Source organism: [Clostridium] celerecrescens 18A (genome assembly GCF_002797975.1).
GTDB lineage: Bacteria > Bacillota > Clostridia > Lachnospirales > Lachnospiraceae > Lacrimispora > Lacrimispora celerecrescens.
In genome coordinates, this window is sequence record NZ_PGET01000001.1 from 4,859,596 (window position 1) to 4,876,076 (window position 16,481).

Here is a 16,481-nt window from a genome sequence, read left to right on the forward strand (position 1 = left end):
TAATTATTATCACTTATACCCAAGTGAGGGAAATATGGTATTCCATTTTTCCTTCCACATAAGGGATTTCCGTTCCTTCCACAGGTTCCCCATCCACCAGCATGGAACGAGTCCCATGATCCCTCTGTTTGGTATGGTCCACATGGATATAATAATCCGCTCCCCGGAATTTCCGGACGGCGGAAAATTTCCCGATGGAATCCGGCAGGCATGGGTCTACGATTAACCCGTTAAAACCAGGACGGATCCCTAAGATATACTGGGAAATGCATGCAAATGACCATGCAGCCGTTCCCGTCAGCCAGCTGTTCTTGGCTTCTCCGAAATGAGCCGCATCCTTACCTGCAATCATCTGTGCATAAACATAAGGTTCTGCTTTATAGGTTTCACTATTGTCCTCCATATAGGCGGGAGAAGTGCGCCGATAGACCTCAAATGCCCGGTTCCCCCTTCCGATCATGGTTTCTGCAATGGAGATCCAGGGATTATTGTGACAGAAAATGCCTGCGTTTTCCTTGTAGCCAGGAGGATAAGAGGAGATCTCTCCAAGACTTTCCTGGTAACCGGTGTATGCCGGCTGCAGCAGAACGATTCCACAGGCCGTATCCAGTTTCTCTTTTACACTGTCCAAAGCTTTTTTTGCATGGCCTTCAGTAATACCGATACCACCCATGACACAAAAACCCTGTGGTTCAATAAAGATCTGTCCTTCCCTGCATTCTCTGGATCCCACCTTATTGCCCAATGCATCATAGGCGCGCAAAAACCAACTGCCATCCCAGCCATATTGAATCACGGCATCGTATACTTTCTGTACAGAAATCTCTGCTTCCACTGCTTCGGTTTTTAATCCCATCAAACGGCAAACTTCAGCATACTCTTTTCCGTATTTTACAAACATCCCTGCAATCATCAGGGATTCTGCTACAGGTCCTTCCGAGGGACCGGTGGTTTGAAAGGACTCTCCGGGCTCTGTAGAAAAGCAGTTTAAATTCAGACAGTCATTCCAGTCAGCCCGCCCAATAAGAGGCAGACCATGAGGGCCCAGGTGGGTTCTGGTAAATTGGAAGGAACGTCTCAAATGCTCCATAAGCGGCTGGCTTTTCTCCAGGTCATTATCAAAGGGTACGGATTCCTCTAAAATACTTAAGTCCCCGGTTTCCCTGATATAAGCTGATACACCGGCAATGAGCCACAAAGGATCGTCGTTGAATCCGCTTCCGATGTCCATATTTCCCTTTTTTGTAAGAGGCTGGTACTGGTGATAGGCGCTTCCATCCTCAAACTGGGTGGAAGCAATGTCGATGATTCGTTCTCTGGCCCTTTCCGGGATCATATGTACGAACCCAAGCAGATCCTGGCAGGAATCCCGAAAGCCCATGCCGCGGCCGGTGCCTGATTCGTAATAGGAGGCGGAGCGGGACATATTAAAGGTCACCATGCACTGATACTGGTTCCAGATATTTACCATACGGGCTGTTTTCTCATCGGCCATGGTGACGGTATAGTTGGAAAGCAGCTCTTCCCAGTAATGCTTTAATGCGGCGAGGGCATCATCAACCTGTTGGTCTGTCTGATATTTTGACAGAACAGCCATGGCCGGCTCTTTATTGATGACATTGGGAGCAGTCCATTTTTGTTCCTTTGGATTCTCTGCATAGCCCAGCACAAAGATGAAACTGGTCTCTTCCCCAGGCTCTAAATGGAGCGTAAAGCGGTGGGAGCCGATGGGAGACCAGCCGCTTGCCATGGAATTCCCTGAGTTGTTACTTTTTACCATAAGCGGCATCTGGCTGGAGCCGTATACACCGACAAATGTATTTCTGTCTGTGTCAAAGCCCTGAATATCAGAATTGACAGCATAATAAGCGTAATGGTTGCGCCGCTCTCTGTACTCTGTCTTATGGTAAATGACGGAGCCTTCTACTTCTACTTCTCCGGTGCTTAAATTCCGCTGAAAATTGGTCATGTCATCCACGGCATTCCATAAACAAAATTCGACATAGGAGAACAGAGTAAAATCTTTTGATTCTCCGCTTTCATTTTTCAGGATAACCTTATGGACTTCACAGGTGTCATGCAAGGGCACAAAGGCTGTAACTGCGGCAGATAAGCCATTTTTTATTCCCTGGTAGCGGGTAACTCCCAGTCCGTGCCGGCATTCATAAAAATCAAGGGGTGTTTGGGTGGGCTGCCAACCAGGATTCCAGATGGTGCCGTTATCATTGATATAATAGTAATGTCCGTTGCTGTCCAGGGGGACGTTGTTATAGCGGTACCTGGTCAGCCTTAACAGCTTTGCGTCTTTATAGAAGCTGTAGCCGCCCCCGGTGTTGGAAACCAGGGAGAAAAAATCCTGGCTGCCCAGATAATTGATCCACGGAAGGGGAGTATCTGGGGTTGTAATAACATACTCTTTTTCCTGGTCGTCGAAATATCCATATTTCATAATCGAATAACCCCTTTCTGATTAGGTGATAAATTTACTTAATTCGACATTTTACGAAAACGATTAAGATCAGAATTAGGGAGATATAGGGCCATAATAACTCATTAATTTTTAAATTACAATAGGTATTTATAAAAATAAATAGTACCATTCCTATGCTTTGGTAATATTACATAAAATAAATTACAAAAAACTATATAAACTAGATAAAAAAACAAAAATATATTGCTTTTTCCTTTGGAAAGGAGTATATTGAGGTTACGAAAACGATTAAGTAAAAGGAAGAGACATATGATTTCAATGAAGGAACTGGCACAGCACTGTGGAGTATCTGTTGCCACAGTAAGCAAAGCACTTAATGACCAGAATGACATCGGGGAGAGTACAAAAACCAGGATCAAAGAAGCAGCGGTAGAGCTGGGATATTATCCTAACGCAGCTGCAAGGTCTTTAAAGACAAACAGAAGCTACAACATCGGCGTTTTATTTGTTGACGAGGCCAACAGCGGCCTGACTCATGAGTATTTTGCAGCGGTACTGGAAGCCTTTAAGGTCGAAGCGGAGAAACAGGGGTATGATATCACGTTTATCAATAGCCAGATAGGAACGAAGAAAGTCTCCTATTATGATCATTGTAAATACAGAAATGTGGACGGCGTGGTAATCGCCTGCGTAAATTTTGATAACCCGGAGGTGATCGACCTTTTGGGTGGAGATATTCCAGTAGTTACCATTGACCATATCCACGAAAACTGTTCCTCGGTTTTGTCCGATAACATTAAGGGAATCCAGTCCCTGATGCAATATATTTATGAAAATGGTCACAGAAAGATCGCATACATCCACGGGCAGATAAATACAGCCGTTACAAAGGCAAGACTTACAAGCTTTTACCGGTTTTTGGAGAGTCACGATCTGTATATTGCGGACAATTATGTATTGGAGGCAGATTATCTGGATGTCAGCCAGGCCATGGCATACACCAGGGAACTGCTGGACAGAAAGGACCCCCCTACCTGTATTTTATACCCGGACGATACGGCATTGATCGGCGGGTTAAATGAAATACGTGCGAGAAACTTAAAGGTTCCGGAGGATATCTCCATTGCCGGATATGATGGCAGCCGGATCTCGCAGCTATTGAATCCCAAACTGACCACCATACACCAGGATACGGCCACCATCGGTATGCAGGCCGCTAAAAAATTAATAAGCTCCATCGAAAAACCCAAGACAACTTTTACAGAACAGATCATTGTGGAAGGAGAGCTGTTAAAAGGGGAATCGGTTGGAAAAGCAACTATATAATGATAGTTCATATCAGAAAAGGAGAGGGTAATATGAGGAAGAAAGTAGTAAGCGGATTGCTGTGTGCAGCAATGGCGGCATCACTGATCGGAGGCTGCAGTTCCAAGAACACTCAGGATACTCAGAGCGGAAGCGGAACTGCTGAGGTCACCAGTAAGGAAGCAACGGAAGCAACGGAAGAAAAGGGGGCTGACAGTACAGAAGGAAAAGTCGTGAATATCTATGTCTGGAATGATGAATTCAAGGCAAGATATGAGGACTATTATGCTTCCAAGCTGCCGGCAGGGTATACGGTGAACTTTATAACAACCCCCAGTGAAAACAATGCGTATCAGAATGCTCTTGATGAAGCTCTGTTAAATCAGGCTGATGCAAAAGCAGATGATAAAGTTGATATGTTTCTGGTAGAGGCAGATTATATTTTGAAATATGTGAATTCCGACAGTACCATTAATTTGAAGGATATCGGCATTACGGATCAGGATATGTCCAAACAATATAACTATACCAAGGAGATCGCCCAGGATGCAAGCGGTGCGCAGAAGGGAATTTCCTGGCAGGGCTGCCCTGGACTCTATATTTACCGCCGTTCCATTGCAAAGGCTGTGCTTGGAACCGACGATCCGGCAGAAGTCCAGAAGGCAATCAATGATTGGGATTCCTTTGACAAGACTGCGGAAAAGATGAAAGAAAAAGGGTATTATATGGTATCCGGTTTTGATGACACCTATCGTACCTTTTCCAATAATGTTTCCGCTCCCTGGGTTGATGGAACTAAGGTTGTCATTGATCCTAACATGGAAAAATGGGTGGAGCAGACAAAAGATTTTACGGATAAGGGATATAACCAGAAGACTATCCTTTGGGCAGCAGAATGGGCGGCTGGCCAGGGACCGGAAGGAAAAGTATTCGGCTACTTCATGCCTGCATGGGGTGTGGACTTCGTTATGGCAGGAAATTCGCTTGAAAAAGCAGAAGCGGATGGAGGAAAACAGGAAGTAGGAAATGGCTGTTATGGTGACTGGGCGGCAACCATTGGCCCGGAGTCCTATAACTGGGGCGGAACCTGGATTTGTGCTGCTAACGGAACCGATAATGCGGAAATTGTAGCGGATATTATGAGAACCATTTGCTGTGATGATGCAACGATGAAAAAGATCGTAGAAGAAAAGAATGACTTTGTCAATAACAAGACAGTTATGGAAGAATTGGCAAAGAGTGATTATAAGTCTCAGTTCCTTGGAGGGCAGAATCCGCTTCAGATGTACTGCGATGCAGCTGAAAAGATTGATATGAGTAAAATCTCTCCTTATGACCAGGGCCTTAATGAAGAATTCCAGACTGCAATGCATGATTACTTTAACGGGGCTGTTGACAAAGATACGGCACTGAAGAATTTTTACACAGCAATTACTGAAAAGTACCCGGAATTAAAGACAGAATAGTTATAAGCTGCAGGGCGGGGGTATCCCGCCCTGTATAAACAGGAGGTTTTGCAATGGTAAAAGAAAAGAAGGCAAAGACCAGAAAAAAAATCAGCTATGCGAAATGGGGATATATTTTTCTGATACCATTTTTTGCCGCTTATTTGATATTCTCCTTTATCCCCCTGGTAAATACTTTTTATAACAGCCTGTTTGAAAATTATCGTTCCGGATTGACGCAGATCGGTCCTAACTTTGTTGGACTGCAAAATTACGTATCAATTTTTCAAAGTGACTTACTTAAGTATCTGGGCAATACCATGATTCTTTGGATCATCGGCTTTATTCCCCAGATTGTGATTTCGTTGATTCTGGCAGTCTGGTTTGCAGATTTCAGGCTGAGGTTAAAAGGTAGCACTTTCTTTAAGACCATTATCTATATGCCAAATGTCATAATGGCGGCTTCTTTTGCCATGCTGTTTTTTGCTCTGTTCTCCGATGACGGTCCTATGAATAACCTGCTTATCAACCTTGGGGTTTTAAACAGCCCGTTCCGTTTCCTGGCTACTGTCTGGGGAACCAGGGGTCTGATCGGGCTCATGAACTTTATGATGTGGTTCGGAAATACAACGATTCTTTTGATGGCTGCGATTCTTGGTGTGGATGCATCTTTATTTGAAGCAGCTTCCATTGATGGAGCAAAATCTCTGCAGATATTCACAAAGATAACCATGCCCACCATTAAGCCTATTTTTATTTATGTCCTGATCACTTCCCTGATCGGCGGCCTGCAGATGTTTGATGTTCCTCAGGTACTGACAAATGCAAAGGGGAGTCCGGACAGAACCAGTACTACCCTTATAATGTTTTTGAATAACCATCTCTACAGTAAAAATTATGGCATGGCAGGTGCCTTATCGGTAATACTCTTTGTCATTACGGCAGCACTCAGTCTGGTAGTATTCTTTGTACTGACCGGTGCAGGGAAAAAGAGAGGAGGAAAGTAATGGGCAAGTTGATGAATATAAAGAAGGCCGTTGCGTATGTGTTTTTGTCACTATTGGCATTTTTATGCCTCTTCTTCTTTTATTGCCTGATCATAAATGCAACCAGGTCTCACCCGGAGATTTCAAAAGGATTTTCCTTTCTTCCGGGTAAGTCCTTTGGTTCTAATTTGTATAACGTACTTCATAATAAGAATCTTCCGGTGGTCTATGGGATCGTCAACAGTCTTCTGATCGCAGGCAGCTCTGCGGCGCTTGCAGTATATGTTTCAGCTTTGACTGCTTACGCCATCCATGCTTATGAATTCAGGCTGCGAAATATAGTTTATCTGTTTATCGTTCTGATTATGATGATTCCCAATCAGGTGACGACACTTGGTTTTTTAAGACTGATCAGCAAAATGGGGCTTATGGACAGTTTTGTTCCCCTAATCCTTCCTTCCATGGCTGCTCCGGTGGTGTTTTATTTCATGGTTTCATATTTTGAGAGTAATCTTCCCCTTGAGATTATCGAATCGGCAAGAATTGACGGATCCCATGAATTCTACACCTTTAATACGATTGTAATTCCCATTGTTAAGCCGGCACTTGCGGTACAGGGTATCTTTGCATTCGTGGCTTCCTGGAATAATTACTTTGTCCCCTCTTTGGTGCTGAAATCCAATGCCAAAAAGACATTGCCGATCCTGATTGCACAGCTTCGGAGTGCCGATTTCCTGAAGTTTGACATGGGGCAGGTTTATATGCTGATTACCATAGCAATTGTACCTGTGGCGATTATTTATTTATGTTTATCTAAATTTATTATCGGCGGTGTGACTGCCGGCAGCGTGAAAGGATAAAGAGATGAATTTCAAAAAGGACTTTATATGGGGGACTGCTACTTCCTCGTATCAGATTGAGGGAGGCGCACAGGAAGACGGCAAAGGTCTTTCCATCTGGGATGTATTTGCCCGGGAGGAGGGGAGGATCTTTGAGGGACATACCGGTGAGCGGGCCTGTGATCATTACCACCGCATGAAAGAGGATATAGCTCTGCTGGGAGAATTGGGAGTAAAAGCATACCGGTTCTCTATTTCCTGGCCCAGGATTTTTCCAAAGGGCTGTGGTTCGTTAAATAAAAAAGGGTTAAAGTTTTATTCCGATTTAGTGGATGAATTGCTGAAATACGGAATCACGCCTTATGTGACCCTTTATCATTGGGATTATCCAAATGAACTGGAAATGCAGGGCGGCTGGCTGAATCCGGCAAGTCCGGAATGGTTTGCCTCTTATACGGAAGCCGTGGTAAAAGCATTGGGAGACCGTGTAAAGCATTTCTTCACATTCAATGAACCTCAGATATTTACATGGCTTGGATATGACAAATGCATCCATGCTCCCGGTATCAGATACCCGGTGGAAAGAATCCTTATCATGTGTCGTCATATTGCGCTGGCTCATGGTAGGGCGGTGCAGGAGATAAGGAAATGGGTACCGGACAGCAGGGTTGGTTATGCGCCTACCTGCGGCAATGCCTATTGGCCTGTTGATGAAACGGCTGAATTGATCATAGCCGCCAGAAGGCTTCAGAATTCTTTTGGGAAAGAAGATTGGATTTACTCTTCTGCATTCTGGAATGAACTGTTTTTAAAAGGAATATTTCATGACAAATGCAAAGATCTGTTTGGTACTCTGCTCCCGGTTATAACGGAAGAAGAACAAACACTCATAAGCCAGCCTCTGGATTTTTGCGGGATGAATCTATATCAGGGAACCTCAGTAAATCTTGACAGCCAGGGAACCCTTTTGCTTGGAAAGCTCCCGGCCGGACATGGAAAGACCGGAATGGGGTGGCCGATCACGCCAAAGGCCATGTACTGGGCGGTCCGCAATTTTTATGAGACCTATCGCCTTCCTGTGATTATTACGGAAAATGGTATGTCTGCTCTTGATGTGGTTTCCCTGGATGGGGGCGTTCATGACCCTGGCCGGATTGATTACCTTAAGCGTTATCTGACAGAGCTGGAGCGGGCAATTGCTGATGGTGCGGATGTCACTGGGTATTTCCTTTGGAGTTTTTTAGATAACTTTGAATGGGAAAAAGGGTATGACGACAGATTCGGAATTGTTTTCGTAGATTATGAAAGCCAGACCAGGATTCCCAAGGACAGTTTTTATTGGTACCGGGATCTAATAAAGGAAACAGTTCTATAATAATACAAACAAAGTGCGGTTCCTGGATTTGGAACCGCACTTTGTTTGTATTATTGTTATTTACTTATCATACGGGACAGCTTAAGATTCTGTCTGATCCACTGCCTGTCCGTCTGGTGTTTCCTCTTCTTCAATGCTTTCGCCCTGGGGGGTAAAGGTTACGTGGAGCTCATTTCCGATATTGTCTTTGGCAGTGATATTTAAATTGTCCTTTTTAAGCTCAAAGGTCACACGTCCTGTACTCCGGTCTATGGACAGAGGTGCAATATCCTGGTTGTCCTCATCACAGCCGAAAATGGAGGAATAATCCACGCCGGACTGACTGTCTTCCAAGCGGAAGGAAAGAACTCCGTTTTCCAATACGTTATCCTTAATGACTGGAGGTGTGTCATCTAAAACATCCACCTGCTCATCGATAACGGTCTTCATTTTATTAAAGCATGTAAGCTTTACTGTAAGAGTTCCGTTGCTTTTAAGGACTGCAGAATAGGTCTTAAGGCCAGTTTTCGTCATCTCAACGGGTGAACCGTTTAAAGACGCCTCCATGCTATTCACGGGAAGCAGGGATTTGATCTTAAGCTCCATGGTTGTGGATTTATAATCGCTGCTTTCACCGATAGTAATCTCGCCCTTTGGTCTGGAAGTCACCAGAAAAAAGATCAGGCCATTAATTACGATGAAAGGAAGCACATAAAACAGAAGGACCGATAGAAAACCGTTTCTCCCTGCATCATTTCTGTTGCCGGAGCGCGTATTTCTGCGGTTTGGTCTGACTTGATTGTTATATTGGTTCATACTGATTCCTTTTCCTCCTGATGGTTTTTACGACTATAAGCATATCAGAAAATGATGGATCTTACAAGATTATCTATTAAATCGTAATAATTTAATTTATTCTTACAAAATGCCGTATTTATGCGTGTTTCAGGAGTATTACTTTCTCATCTGACTGCACCTTTGCTAATGTAGTAATCCTAAAGCTTGTCCACCTGTACATCGTAACAGAACTGGTAAGTAACAAGGGTCAGGCGTCAGGCGGTATTACCTGGATCAGGAAGGTAAGATGGTTACGGAGCTGGCGACGCTCACACCGGATCAGGACGGGGCACTGGAGTTTCCGGGGCTGGCGGTGTAAGATTTCAACAGCATTATTGTTCACATCTTGTCTGGGCGTCCCATATAATAACATATAAAATTAATAAAAGAGGTATCATTATGAGTTGTTTTTGGGGTGGCTGTAACAATAATTGCAGATGCAATTGTAACAATAGATGTAATTGCAATAATAGATGTGAAGAAGTAAAAGATGTATGTGAAGAGGAGCGGAGAGAAGCATATTGTGCAGGCTTTCGGGATGGCTGTAATGATCCATGCTGCCATCATCATCACCATCATCATCATAGCGATTCGGATTGCTAATATAATAAGGTTGGCGGGTATCCGGTTATTTGTACTGATCCCCCAATATTGGATAGTATTATCAAGCAACCTCTTGGGACTGAGTTCTGTATTGTACAGGACTCAGTCCTTTTAAGTTACTTATGCCGAAGAAATTCTCCATCACCGAATTGTCCAGGCAATTTCCTTTTCTGGACATACTCTGCCTGTTCCTTTTTTAAAATTATTCTCCATTCGCTGTATTTGTACTTTCGTAATCAAATCTTCCTGCACTTCATGCTTTAGTTGTTTCGGTGGCCTGGGATTGGAGGAGTAAAAGATGGGTGGCATTGCACATACACACCTTGTCTACCTGTCCCATATAATATTATGTAGTACGATAGGAAAGGAGTCAAATATGAGTAGCAATACTGTTAAATGTAGCTGCAAATGTTCTGAAAAGTACGAGCCCAAACGTGAATGTGAATGCAAACCAAAACGCGAATGTGAATGCAAACCCAAACGCGAATGTGAATGCAAACCCAAACGCGAATGTGAATGCAAACCCAAACGCGAATGTGAATATAAACCTAAATGCGAATGTGAAAAAAAAGAATGCGAATGCGAACGCGATCATGGTAAGGACTTTGAATGGTTCGAAAAAGCATTAAAAGAAGCTTACTGGAGAGGCTTTAAAGACGGTTGCAGAAAATGCAGACGGAAAGAAAATGAATGTGACGAAAGTGAAAAGTACGATGAGTATGAAGAGTATGAAGAGTATGAAGATTACGATGAGTATGAAAAATAGTCACTGATAAAAGCGGGCTTCGTTATTTCGGGCCCGCTTTTAAAAAGTTCTTTGTATGGACATTTAAAACTTCTGGATGTAATACTGATTATTAATAACGAACCACATTTGTGCATCGAATTTCATAACAGTCCAAAAAGATAAGCCTTGGAGATTATATTCTTCCACCAGTTTTGCCCTTGCATCAAAGCTTCTTGCATCTTTAGTCCATACTACATGTAGATTCCCATCAACATCCATATAGTAGAAGTAAGCTGACTGTGCTGCTTCATTAAATTGTATTGGTATACCATTATCCGCTGCAATTTGTACTGCACTGTTATATGATATTACAGTAGCTTCTGTGGCGCCGGGAACATATGGAAGTGTCCAATCGTAACCTAAAGCAGTAACTCCAAGAAAAATTTTTTCAGAGGGAATAATACTAACCATGTAATCTAACAACTCTCTTAAGATATTTACCGGAAAAATCGCGTTTGGATAGCTGTAAGACCTTGCCCAATCATAAGAAGAAAGTATGATTCCATCTACAGATTCAGCTAATTTTGAATAGTCTATTTTTTCAAAACTAATGTTTGGAGTGTTAATATTTGTAGCAGGCGTTATGGTAATTACTACCCTGAAACCTTCTGAATGAAATATAGCAGCGGCCCTTTTCAAAAATTCAGCATAAATATTTAGGTTATCATAGTTAATGGCTTCAGTATATATGTTTATACCATAAAAACCTTTCGCTTTCATTATTTGAAGAGCATTATCAATCAGGCTATCCTGCACAGAAGGATTACCTAAAATTTCAAAGGCTACTTCACGGCTAATTATTCCCTCTCCGGTCATAGTGGAAACAAACATCATGGGTGCAGTACCATAAGTTTTAGCCAGCTGGATAAGTTCCGTGTCGTCAGCACTGGAGACAATTTCTCCTTCTCTTGTAGCCCTATAATTAAATATGGTCAGATAAGATAAAAAAGGAAGCGTTTTTATTAAAACAGATTTATCTATATAAGGAAAGATATAACCGCTGGTGGCAATTGTTCTTGTTTTATTTGTTTGATAGCTTATGACTATGGTCTCACCAATGTACATATATTCTCTATCCGAAAGATAGGGATTATTTCTTAATAATTCCATTGGCGTAGTACTATGCTGCTCTGCAATGCTTTCCAAAGTATCGCCGGCCCGGACCGTGTAGAGCGTCTCCGGTTGTACGATCACGATAGTTTGGCCTATTGCTAAATTGTTAGGATTTGTTATTCCATTTTCTAATATTAATCTGTCAACAGGGATCTTGTAATAATCTGATATTGAATTTATGGTTTCACCGGGTTGGACAACGTGTATGATCATAGATTCCCTCAAATGATCTTATTAATACTATTATATGCTGTTCTTACATGTTCATAACATCTTTAAATAATAATATGTATATCAATAATCTTACCCTATAACCAGTTCAGGAAGTTGCAATAGATCGTCAAAGATGTCTATTAAATTCCACTCTGTATGATAATAGAATTTCCCCGAAAAATCTCGGGGAAACCTCAAATATCATTAATAGACGGAAAGCCTATTAATCCCTAAATACAATTGTATAATAAAGGATTATTTGTTTATTACCACAAGGGCATGTACAGCCTAAAAAAACTGTACTCTCTTGGTTGAAGCAAAAACCAAAAATCTGTCCAAAAAGGTTGATTAAGAACAAGAAAAAGTTTAATTCTCTTTCTAATTCAATTGTGCTGCAATAAGTGAATACTTGAGCATACCACATTTTACATGGTCTGCGATCACAACAACTAGGGATGTCCCAATCAAGATTAAATCTTCTTCTCAGCATTTCTCTCTTTTCATCATCTGATTTTCCTTCTATAGATCCTAATACTTCTTCTTTCAATTCTTCTAATGCTTTTTCCTGTAATTTCATGATATTGCGCCCCCTTTAATAATTACTTACAATATAATAATATTCAAAATAAATATTTTTGACACAAGCCCTGATTCATACCAATTGCAGTGAGTATAGTTATATAGGGGGGCTTCCATTATCGGACGTGTACTGGTACAGGTTAACGGAGCAGGGCCGGCAAGATCGGGGAAATCCTGCCGGCAGTGTGATGAAAACTGTTTAAGAGATGTTTTGTGAGGAGGCAGCTGGGGTCCTTGTCCTCTGAACTGTATTCCATGCATAATTAGGAGGAGCATAGTATGAAGATATTTTAAGTGGGACGTTGCCAATATTAATGATGTTATGCCATATACCGGCAGGTACTGCTATAACATAATTAGTAAATGCAAGATATTGTCCGTACATCGTAAGTTGACTTTCACCTAGCTGAACTAGGCCTAGACCATCTTCTATTCGTAAAATCTGGTCATGATCAGTATGGACCTCCATACCAATACTCCCATGAACAGGAATGCTCATGAGAGTAACCTGCAAAAAAGTTCCCGTCCATAAAGTCGCACGGAAATTATCGTTTTGCTGTGCTGCCTTATTAAGATCAATAATAAAAGAATTCGGTCCATAGTCATAAGGGAAAATTGGCGTATTTTCAGCATCACGATTTGAGTTTTCTGAATTAGACATGCACTTCGTCACCTTTTTTATATTCTATACTAATATATGTGACATAAATATCACTGCTATCAAAAATCAGGAGTTTTAGAAAAAGAATGTGCAGATTTTCTTGATCGGCCATATATATGATTCCAAAGGGCCGGGAAGCAGCAGCATCCGTCTACGAAAGAGCAGCTGATCAAAAAAGATAGAAATCATGTGGCTGAAGATATCATAAAAAGCAGGACATGGAGTTGGGAAGGATTTTATTGATGTAGCATTTACTTCATGGTAGAATTAAGGCAATTGAAGCTTAGGAAATAAAACACATATTATTCATATAACTTATCAGAACGATAAATTTTAGTATACGGGGAGAACATTGTGAAATTCAGAAATATAGAAAAGAAATATAATAATGGATATTCAGATCTGATGGGTACTGACCGATGGTTATATTCTTATGATAATTATATTAGCCTATATGAAATTAAAGAATTAAAGGATATGAATGAGCCGATAAAAGGAAATGAACTTACCTTTTTCTCTTATCCTGATGGCAAAAGCTATACTCCATATGAATTAGAATATGGAATCTATTATGAGCACATTATATTTATTGAAGGTATTATATATTTCATAAGGGCGGACTTTAATATAGATCAATTATATATAGTCAAGTATATACCTGATAAAAATGTTTTGACGGAAATGTTTCATTTTGATATAAAAGATTTGGATTTATATAATATAAAGCTTGCTAAATATCCTTTGATGCTTATGAGTGTTGATCATGAGTGTATCGTTTATTATCCTGAAAAATTAACAATAAAAATGGAGGCCAGGGATAGCTTTATTGTTAGAGATGGGGATGTTTTTTATTTTAATCGATGGGTAGAAGAAGGCATTGATGAAAATGATAATATAACATCAGACTATAAATATTATGACAATATAGTTAAAATCAGTAAATCAGGAGAAGTCTTATCGATAGAAAAAGGAAACTTAAGTGAAATGCCAAATGGAGAAATGTGGATTTTGTAAAAGGGAGGCATATGAGAAATTACTTTGTAATTGTGAATAAAGAAAAAGTAGGGCCTATGATTCAATATTTCTTGAGTTGTAAAAAATAATAGAGAGAGCTGCATATCGGGTAAAACGACACTTATCCACAATATTGTGGAAACAATTGTGGATTGACTGTTAATGTCTGAAAATACGACACTAAACTGCAAATTATTACATGCTGAAGTCTTTCGTTATACACAGCCTGGATTGTGAGGCAGTAAAAGGTGATCTGGCTAAATCAGATGGGCGAATATAAGTAAATGGCGAGTATCCAAATAGTACGGACTCACTCGCCATTTTTATTATTTTTTATGGGAATTTTCTTAGTATTCACATGCCCGCTCAACAATGATTGCAGCAAGAGAAGAATTGATAATAGTTGTTATACCTATTGTAGCTACGCCAACTGGAGTAACTACTACACGATAATTACAGCATTCATCACAGGTTGTATCACAATCACATACAAAGAACGAGAAGGTATTTGTAAAGCCACCACCTTCTGTTAATTCTACAGGCGGTGAAAATGTCCAAATTGGCCCTACTGGAATAGGTGCCATTAGATTGCCGCATTGTTTAAAAATCTGGAAATTAAGAATTAGAGTTGCAGCGGTAGCGATGATGTTACTTGCAAATTCTAATTGAATACATGGGTGGTTCATGCATTTTGTATCCACATTTACAGTAGCTAATGTAAATGTTACTCCGGCAGGGGTCTCGGCAGGAATTGTTATAGTTCCCGTTGATGTACCGCATTTTAAGGATGCTTTAATAGGTTTTAAAGCTTTTTGGATTCTTTCAGATTTACAAACGCATTTTCGCTCGCTGCATTTTTGATCACAATCACAACATGTTACTCTATTTTCAAATTCATCACTATATTCATTGGCATTCATAAATAGTCCTCCTTATCCTATTTTACATTTTAAAGAATTTATCTAAATCTTTATAGTCTATTATATTCCAAAGCCGAATCTTAGTGATTTTAGCCCTGAGGCTGATGATGAATATACAGATATCAGAAAAGGGTGGGCAAGTAAAATATGCTCTGTTAAATTGGAATTATTTGTGCTAATATATTAAGGAAGTTCGGTTTACCTTTCGCTAACCGAACGGCTATTTTGCTTTCAGTAAGAAAAATATGCCTAAGAAAGATCAAAAGGAGACTCAGTATGGTCGAGAAGGCTGTTGCATTTGCAACCAAGTCCCACGAGGGGACCTTTCGGAAAGGGACGAAGATTCCCTATATCGTCCATCCCTTAGAGACGGCGGTCATCGTTGCACTGATGGTAACGGATGAAGAGCTGATCTGCGCCGCACTTTTACATGATGTGGTGGAGGATACGGGTGTTACGGAGGAAGAGCTTAAGGAAAAGTTCGGACTTCGGGTGGCTGAACTGGTTATGGAAGAAACAGAAGACAAAACAAAGTGTTGGAAGGAACGCAAATGCGCGACACTTGATCATTTAGAAAAGGCTTCCAGAGAAAGCAAGATCCTTGTTCTGGCGGACAAGCTGAGCAATTTAAGAACCACCGCAAGAGACTATTTTTTAGTGGGAGATGAACTTTGGCAGCGCTTTAACGAAAAAAACAAGTCAGAACACGCCTGGTATTATAAAGGGGTCGCAAAACGCCTTACAGATCTTGAGGAGTTTCCTGCTTATCAGGAATATATAAAATTGTGTGAAAGAGTTTTTGAATAGAATATGGACAATACGGAAAAAAGGCAGGGCTTAATTTAAAAAAGCTCTGCCTTCTCTTGATTCTTATGTCAGGACCCTTAAAGGGTTTTTGCCCGGTCCGCAATGTTTTTGTCAAAGTTGATGACCTGATGTTCATAGGTCTCTTCCATGAGCGGCGAGGTGATGATGAAATCTGCAGTTGCCCTGGTATTGGCAATGGGAATGTCGTAAACCTGGGCAATTCGTAAAAGTGCTTTCACATCGGGGTCGTGGGGCTGTGCGGTGAGAGGGTCGGAAAAGAAAATGACCAGGTCGATTCTTCCTTCCACAATCTTTGCACCAATCTGCTGGTCACCACCCAGGGGGCCGCTGTTATAGCCCTTTACGGGAAGACCTGTCTGATCCGTGATCATCCGCGCCGTTGTTCCGGTTCCGCAGAGAGTATGCTTTTCCAGAGCCGACTTATGCTCCTTGCACCATTCGATCAGTGCGTGCTTTTCGTTGTCATGAGCGATCAGTGCGATGCTTTTTTTCTTTTCCAATGTGAATGTAATAAAGTCATTTGATAACATCCGGTTCCTCCTGTAAGCAGCTGCTTCCTGTATGTA

Annotated in this window: 15 protein-coding genes; 8 read left to right on the forward strand and 7 right to left on the reverse strand. The window is 41.3% G+C overall.

What is annotated here, in order from left to right; translation table 11 throughout:
- Window positions 1-13: 13 nt before the first annotated feature.
- Complete coding sequence (locus H171_RS22145) at window positions 14-2,449, reverse strand: GH36-type glycosyl hydrolase domain-containing protein (protein ID WP_100307060.1); 2,436 nt, start codon at window positions 2,447-2,449, stop codon at window positions 14-16.
- Between the two features lie 291 nt (window positions 2,450-2,740).
- Here H171_RS22145 and H171_RS22150 point away from each other — a divergent pair, with 291 nt between their 5' ends.
- Genes H171_RS22150 through H171_RS22170 form a run of 5 tightly spaced genes read left to right on the forward strand, consistent with a single transcriptional unit; the run spans window position 2,741 to window position 8,381 of the window.
- Window positions 2,741-3,757 (forward strand): LacI family DNA-binding transcriptional regulator, encoded by a 1,017-nt coding sequence (locus H171_RS22150; RefSeq protein WP_100307061.1) that lies wholly within the window; start codon window positions 2,741-2,743, stop codon window positions 3,755-3,757.
- 32 nt (window positions 3,758-3,789) lie between these two features.
- The gene (locus H171_RS22155) at window positions 3,790-5,202 is read left to right on the forward strand and encodes an ABC transporter substrate-binding protein (protein ID WP_100307062.1); all 1,413 of its coding nucleotides are present in this window, start codon (window positions 3,790-3,792) and stop codon (window positions 5,200-5,202) included.
- A 53-nt stretch (window positions 5,203-5,255) separates the two neighbouring features.
- Window positions 5,256-6,188, forward strand: a complete 933-nt coding sequence (locus H171_RS22160; protein ID WP_100307063.1) for a carbohydrate ABC transporter permease — start codon at window positions 5,256-5,258, stop codon at window positions 6,186-6,188.
- The gene (locus H171_RS22165; protein ID WP_100307064.1) at window positions 6,188-7,027 is read left to right on the forward strand and encodes a carbohydrate ABC transporter permease; all 840 of its coding nucleotides are present in this window, start codon (window positions 6,188-6,190) and stop codon (window positions 7,025-7,027) included. The genes H171_RS22160 and H171_RS22165 overlap by 1 nt, the downstream gene beginning before the upstream one ends.
- A 4-nt stretch (window positions 7,028-7,031) precedes the next feature.
- Window positions 7,032-8,381: a GH1 family beta-glucosidase gene (locus H171_RS22170; protein ID WP_100307065.1), complete on the forward strand. Its 1,350-nt coding sequence runs from the start codon at window positions 7,032-7,034 to the stop codon at window positions 8,379-8,381.
- Between the two features lie 81 nt (window positions 8,382-8,462).
- Here H171_RS22170 and H171_RS22175 read toward each other — a convergent pair whose 3' ends face one another.
- Complete coding sequence (locus H171_RS22175; protein WP_100307066.1) at window positions 8,463-9,176, reverse strand: hypothetical protein; 714 nt, start codon at window positions 9,174-9,176, stop codon at window positions 8,463-8,465.
- A gap of 1,000 nt (window positions 9,177-10,176) precedes the next feature.
- Between H171_RS22175 and H171_RS24250 the strand changes: the two genes are divergently transcribed.
- On the forward strand, window positions 10,177-10,566 hold the full coding sequence (locus H171_RS24250; protein WP_157803209.1) for a hypothetical protein: 390 nt from the start codon (window positions 10,177-10,179) through the stop codon (window positions 10,564-10,566).
- Between the two features lie 63 nt (window positions 10,567-10,629).
- Here H171_RS24250 and H171_RS22195 read toward each other — a convergent pair whose 3' ends face one another.
- The 3 genes from H171_RS22195 to H171_RS22205 all read right to left on the reverse strand — a co-directional run bounded on the left by H171_RS22195 (window position 10,630) and on the right by H171_RS22205 (window position 13,153).
- Complete coding sequence (locus tag H171_RS22195) at window positions 10,630-11,913, reverse strand: LysM peptidoglycan-binding domain-containing protein (protein WP_100307069.1); 1,284 nt, start codon at window positions 11,911-11,913, stop codon at window positions 10,630-10,632.
- A 223-nt stretch (window positions 11,914-12,136) separates the two neighbouring features.
- Window positions 12,137-12,490: a hypothetical protein gene (locus H171_RS22200; protein WP_100307070.1), complete on the reverse strand. Its 354-nt coding sequence runs from the start codon at window positions 12,488-12,490 to the stop codon at window positions 12,137-12,139.
- A gap of 201 nt (window positions 12,491-12,691) precedes the next feature.
- Entirely contained in the window at window positions 12,692-13,153 is a 462-nt protein-coding gene (locus tag H171_RS22205) for a cupin domain-containing protein (protein ID WP_100307071.1), read from the reverse strand.
- 354 nt (window positions 13,154-13,507) lie between these two features.
- Between H171_RS22205 and H171_RS22210 the strand changes: the two genes are divergently transcribed.
- Window positions 13,508-14,167 (forward strand): hypothetical protein, encoded by a 660-nt coding sequence (locus H171_RS22210; RefSeq protein ID WP_100307072.1) that lies wholly within the window; start codon window positions 13,508-13,510, stop codon window positions 14,165-14,167.
- A gap of 347 nt (window positions 14,168-14,514) precedes the next feature.
- On the opposite strand, the gene H171_RS22215 is transcribed toward H171_RS22210, so the two are convergent.
- A complete protein-coding gene (locus tag H171_RS22215; protein WP_100307073.1) occupies window positions 14,515-15,087 on the reverse strand; it encodes a DUF4489 domain-containing protein in 573 nt (190 codons plus the stop codon).
- 276 nt (window positions 15,088-15,363) lie between these two features.
- On the opposite strand from H171_RS22215, the gene H171_RS22220 reads away from it, so the two are divergent.
- Complete coding sequence (locus tag H171_RS22220) at window positions 15,364-15,894, forward strand: HD domain-containing protein (RefSeq protein WP_100307074.1); 531 nt, start codon at window positions 15,364-15,366, stop codon at window positions 15,892-15,894.
- Between the two features lie 77 nt (window positions 15,895-15,971).
- Here H171_RS22220 and H171_RS22225 read toward each other — a convergent pair whose 3' ends face one another.
- Complete coding sequence (locus H171_RS22225) at window positions 15,972-16,445, reverse strand: methylglyoxal synthase (RefSeq protein WP_100307075.1); 474 nt, start codon at window positions 16,443-16,445, stop codon at window positions 15,972-15,974.
- Window positions 16,446-16,481: the final 36 nt, after the last annotated feature.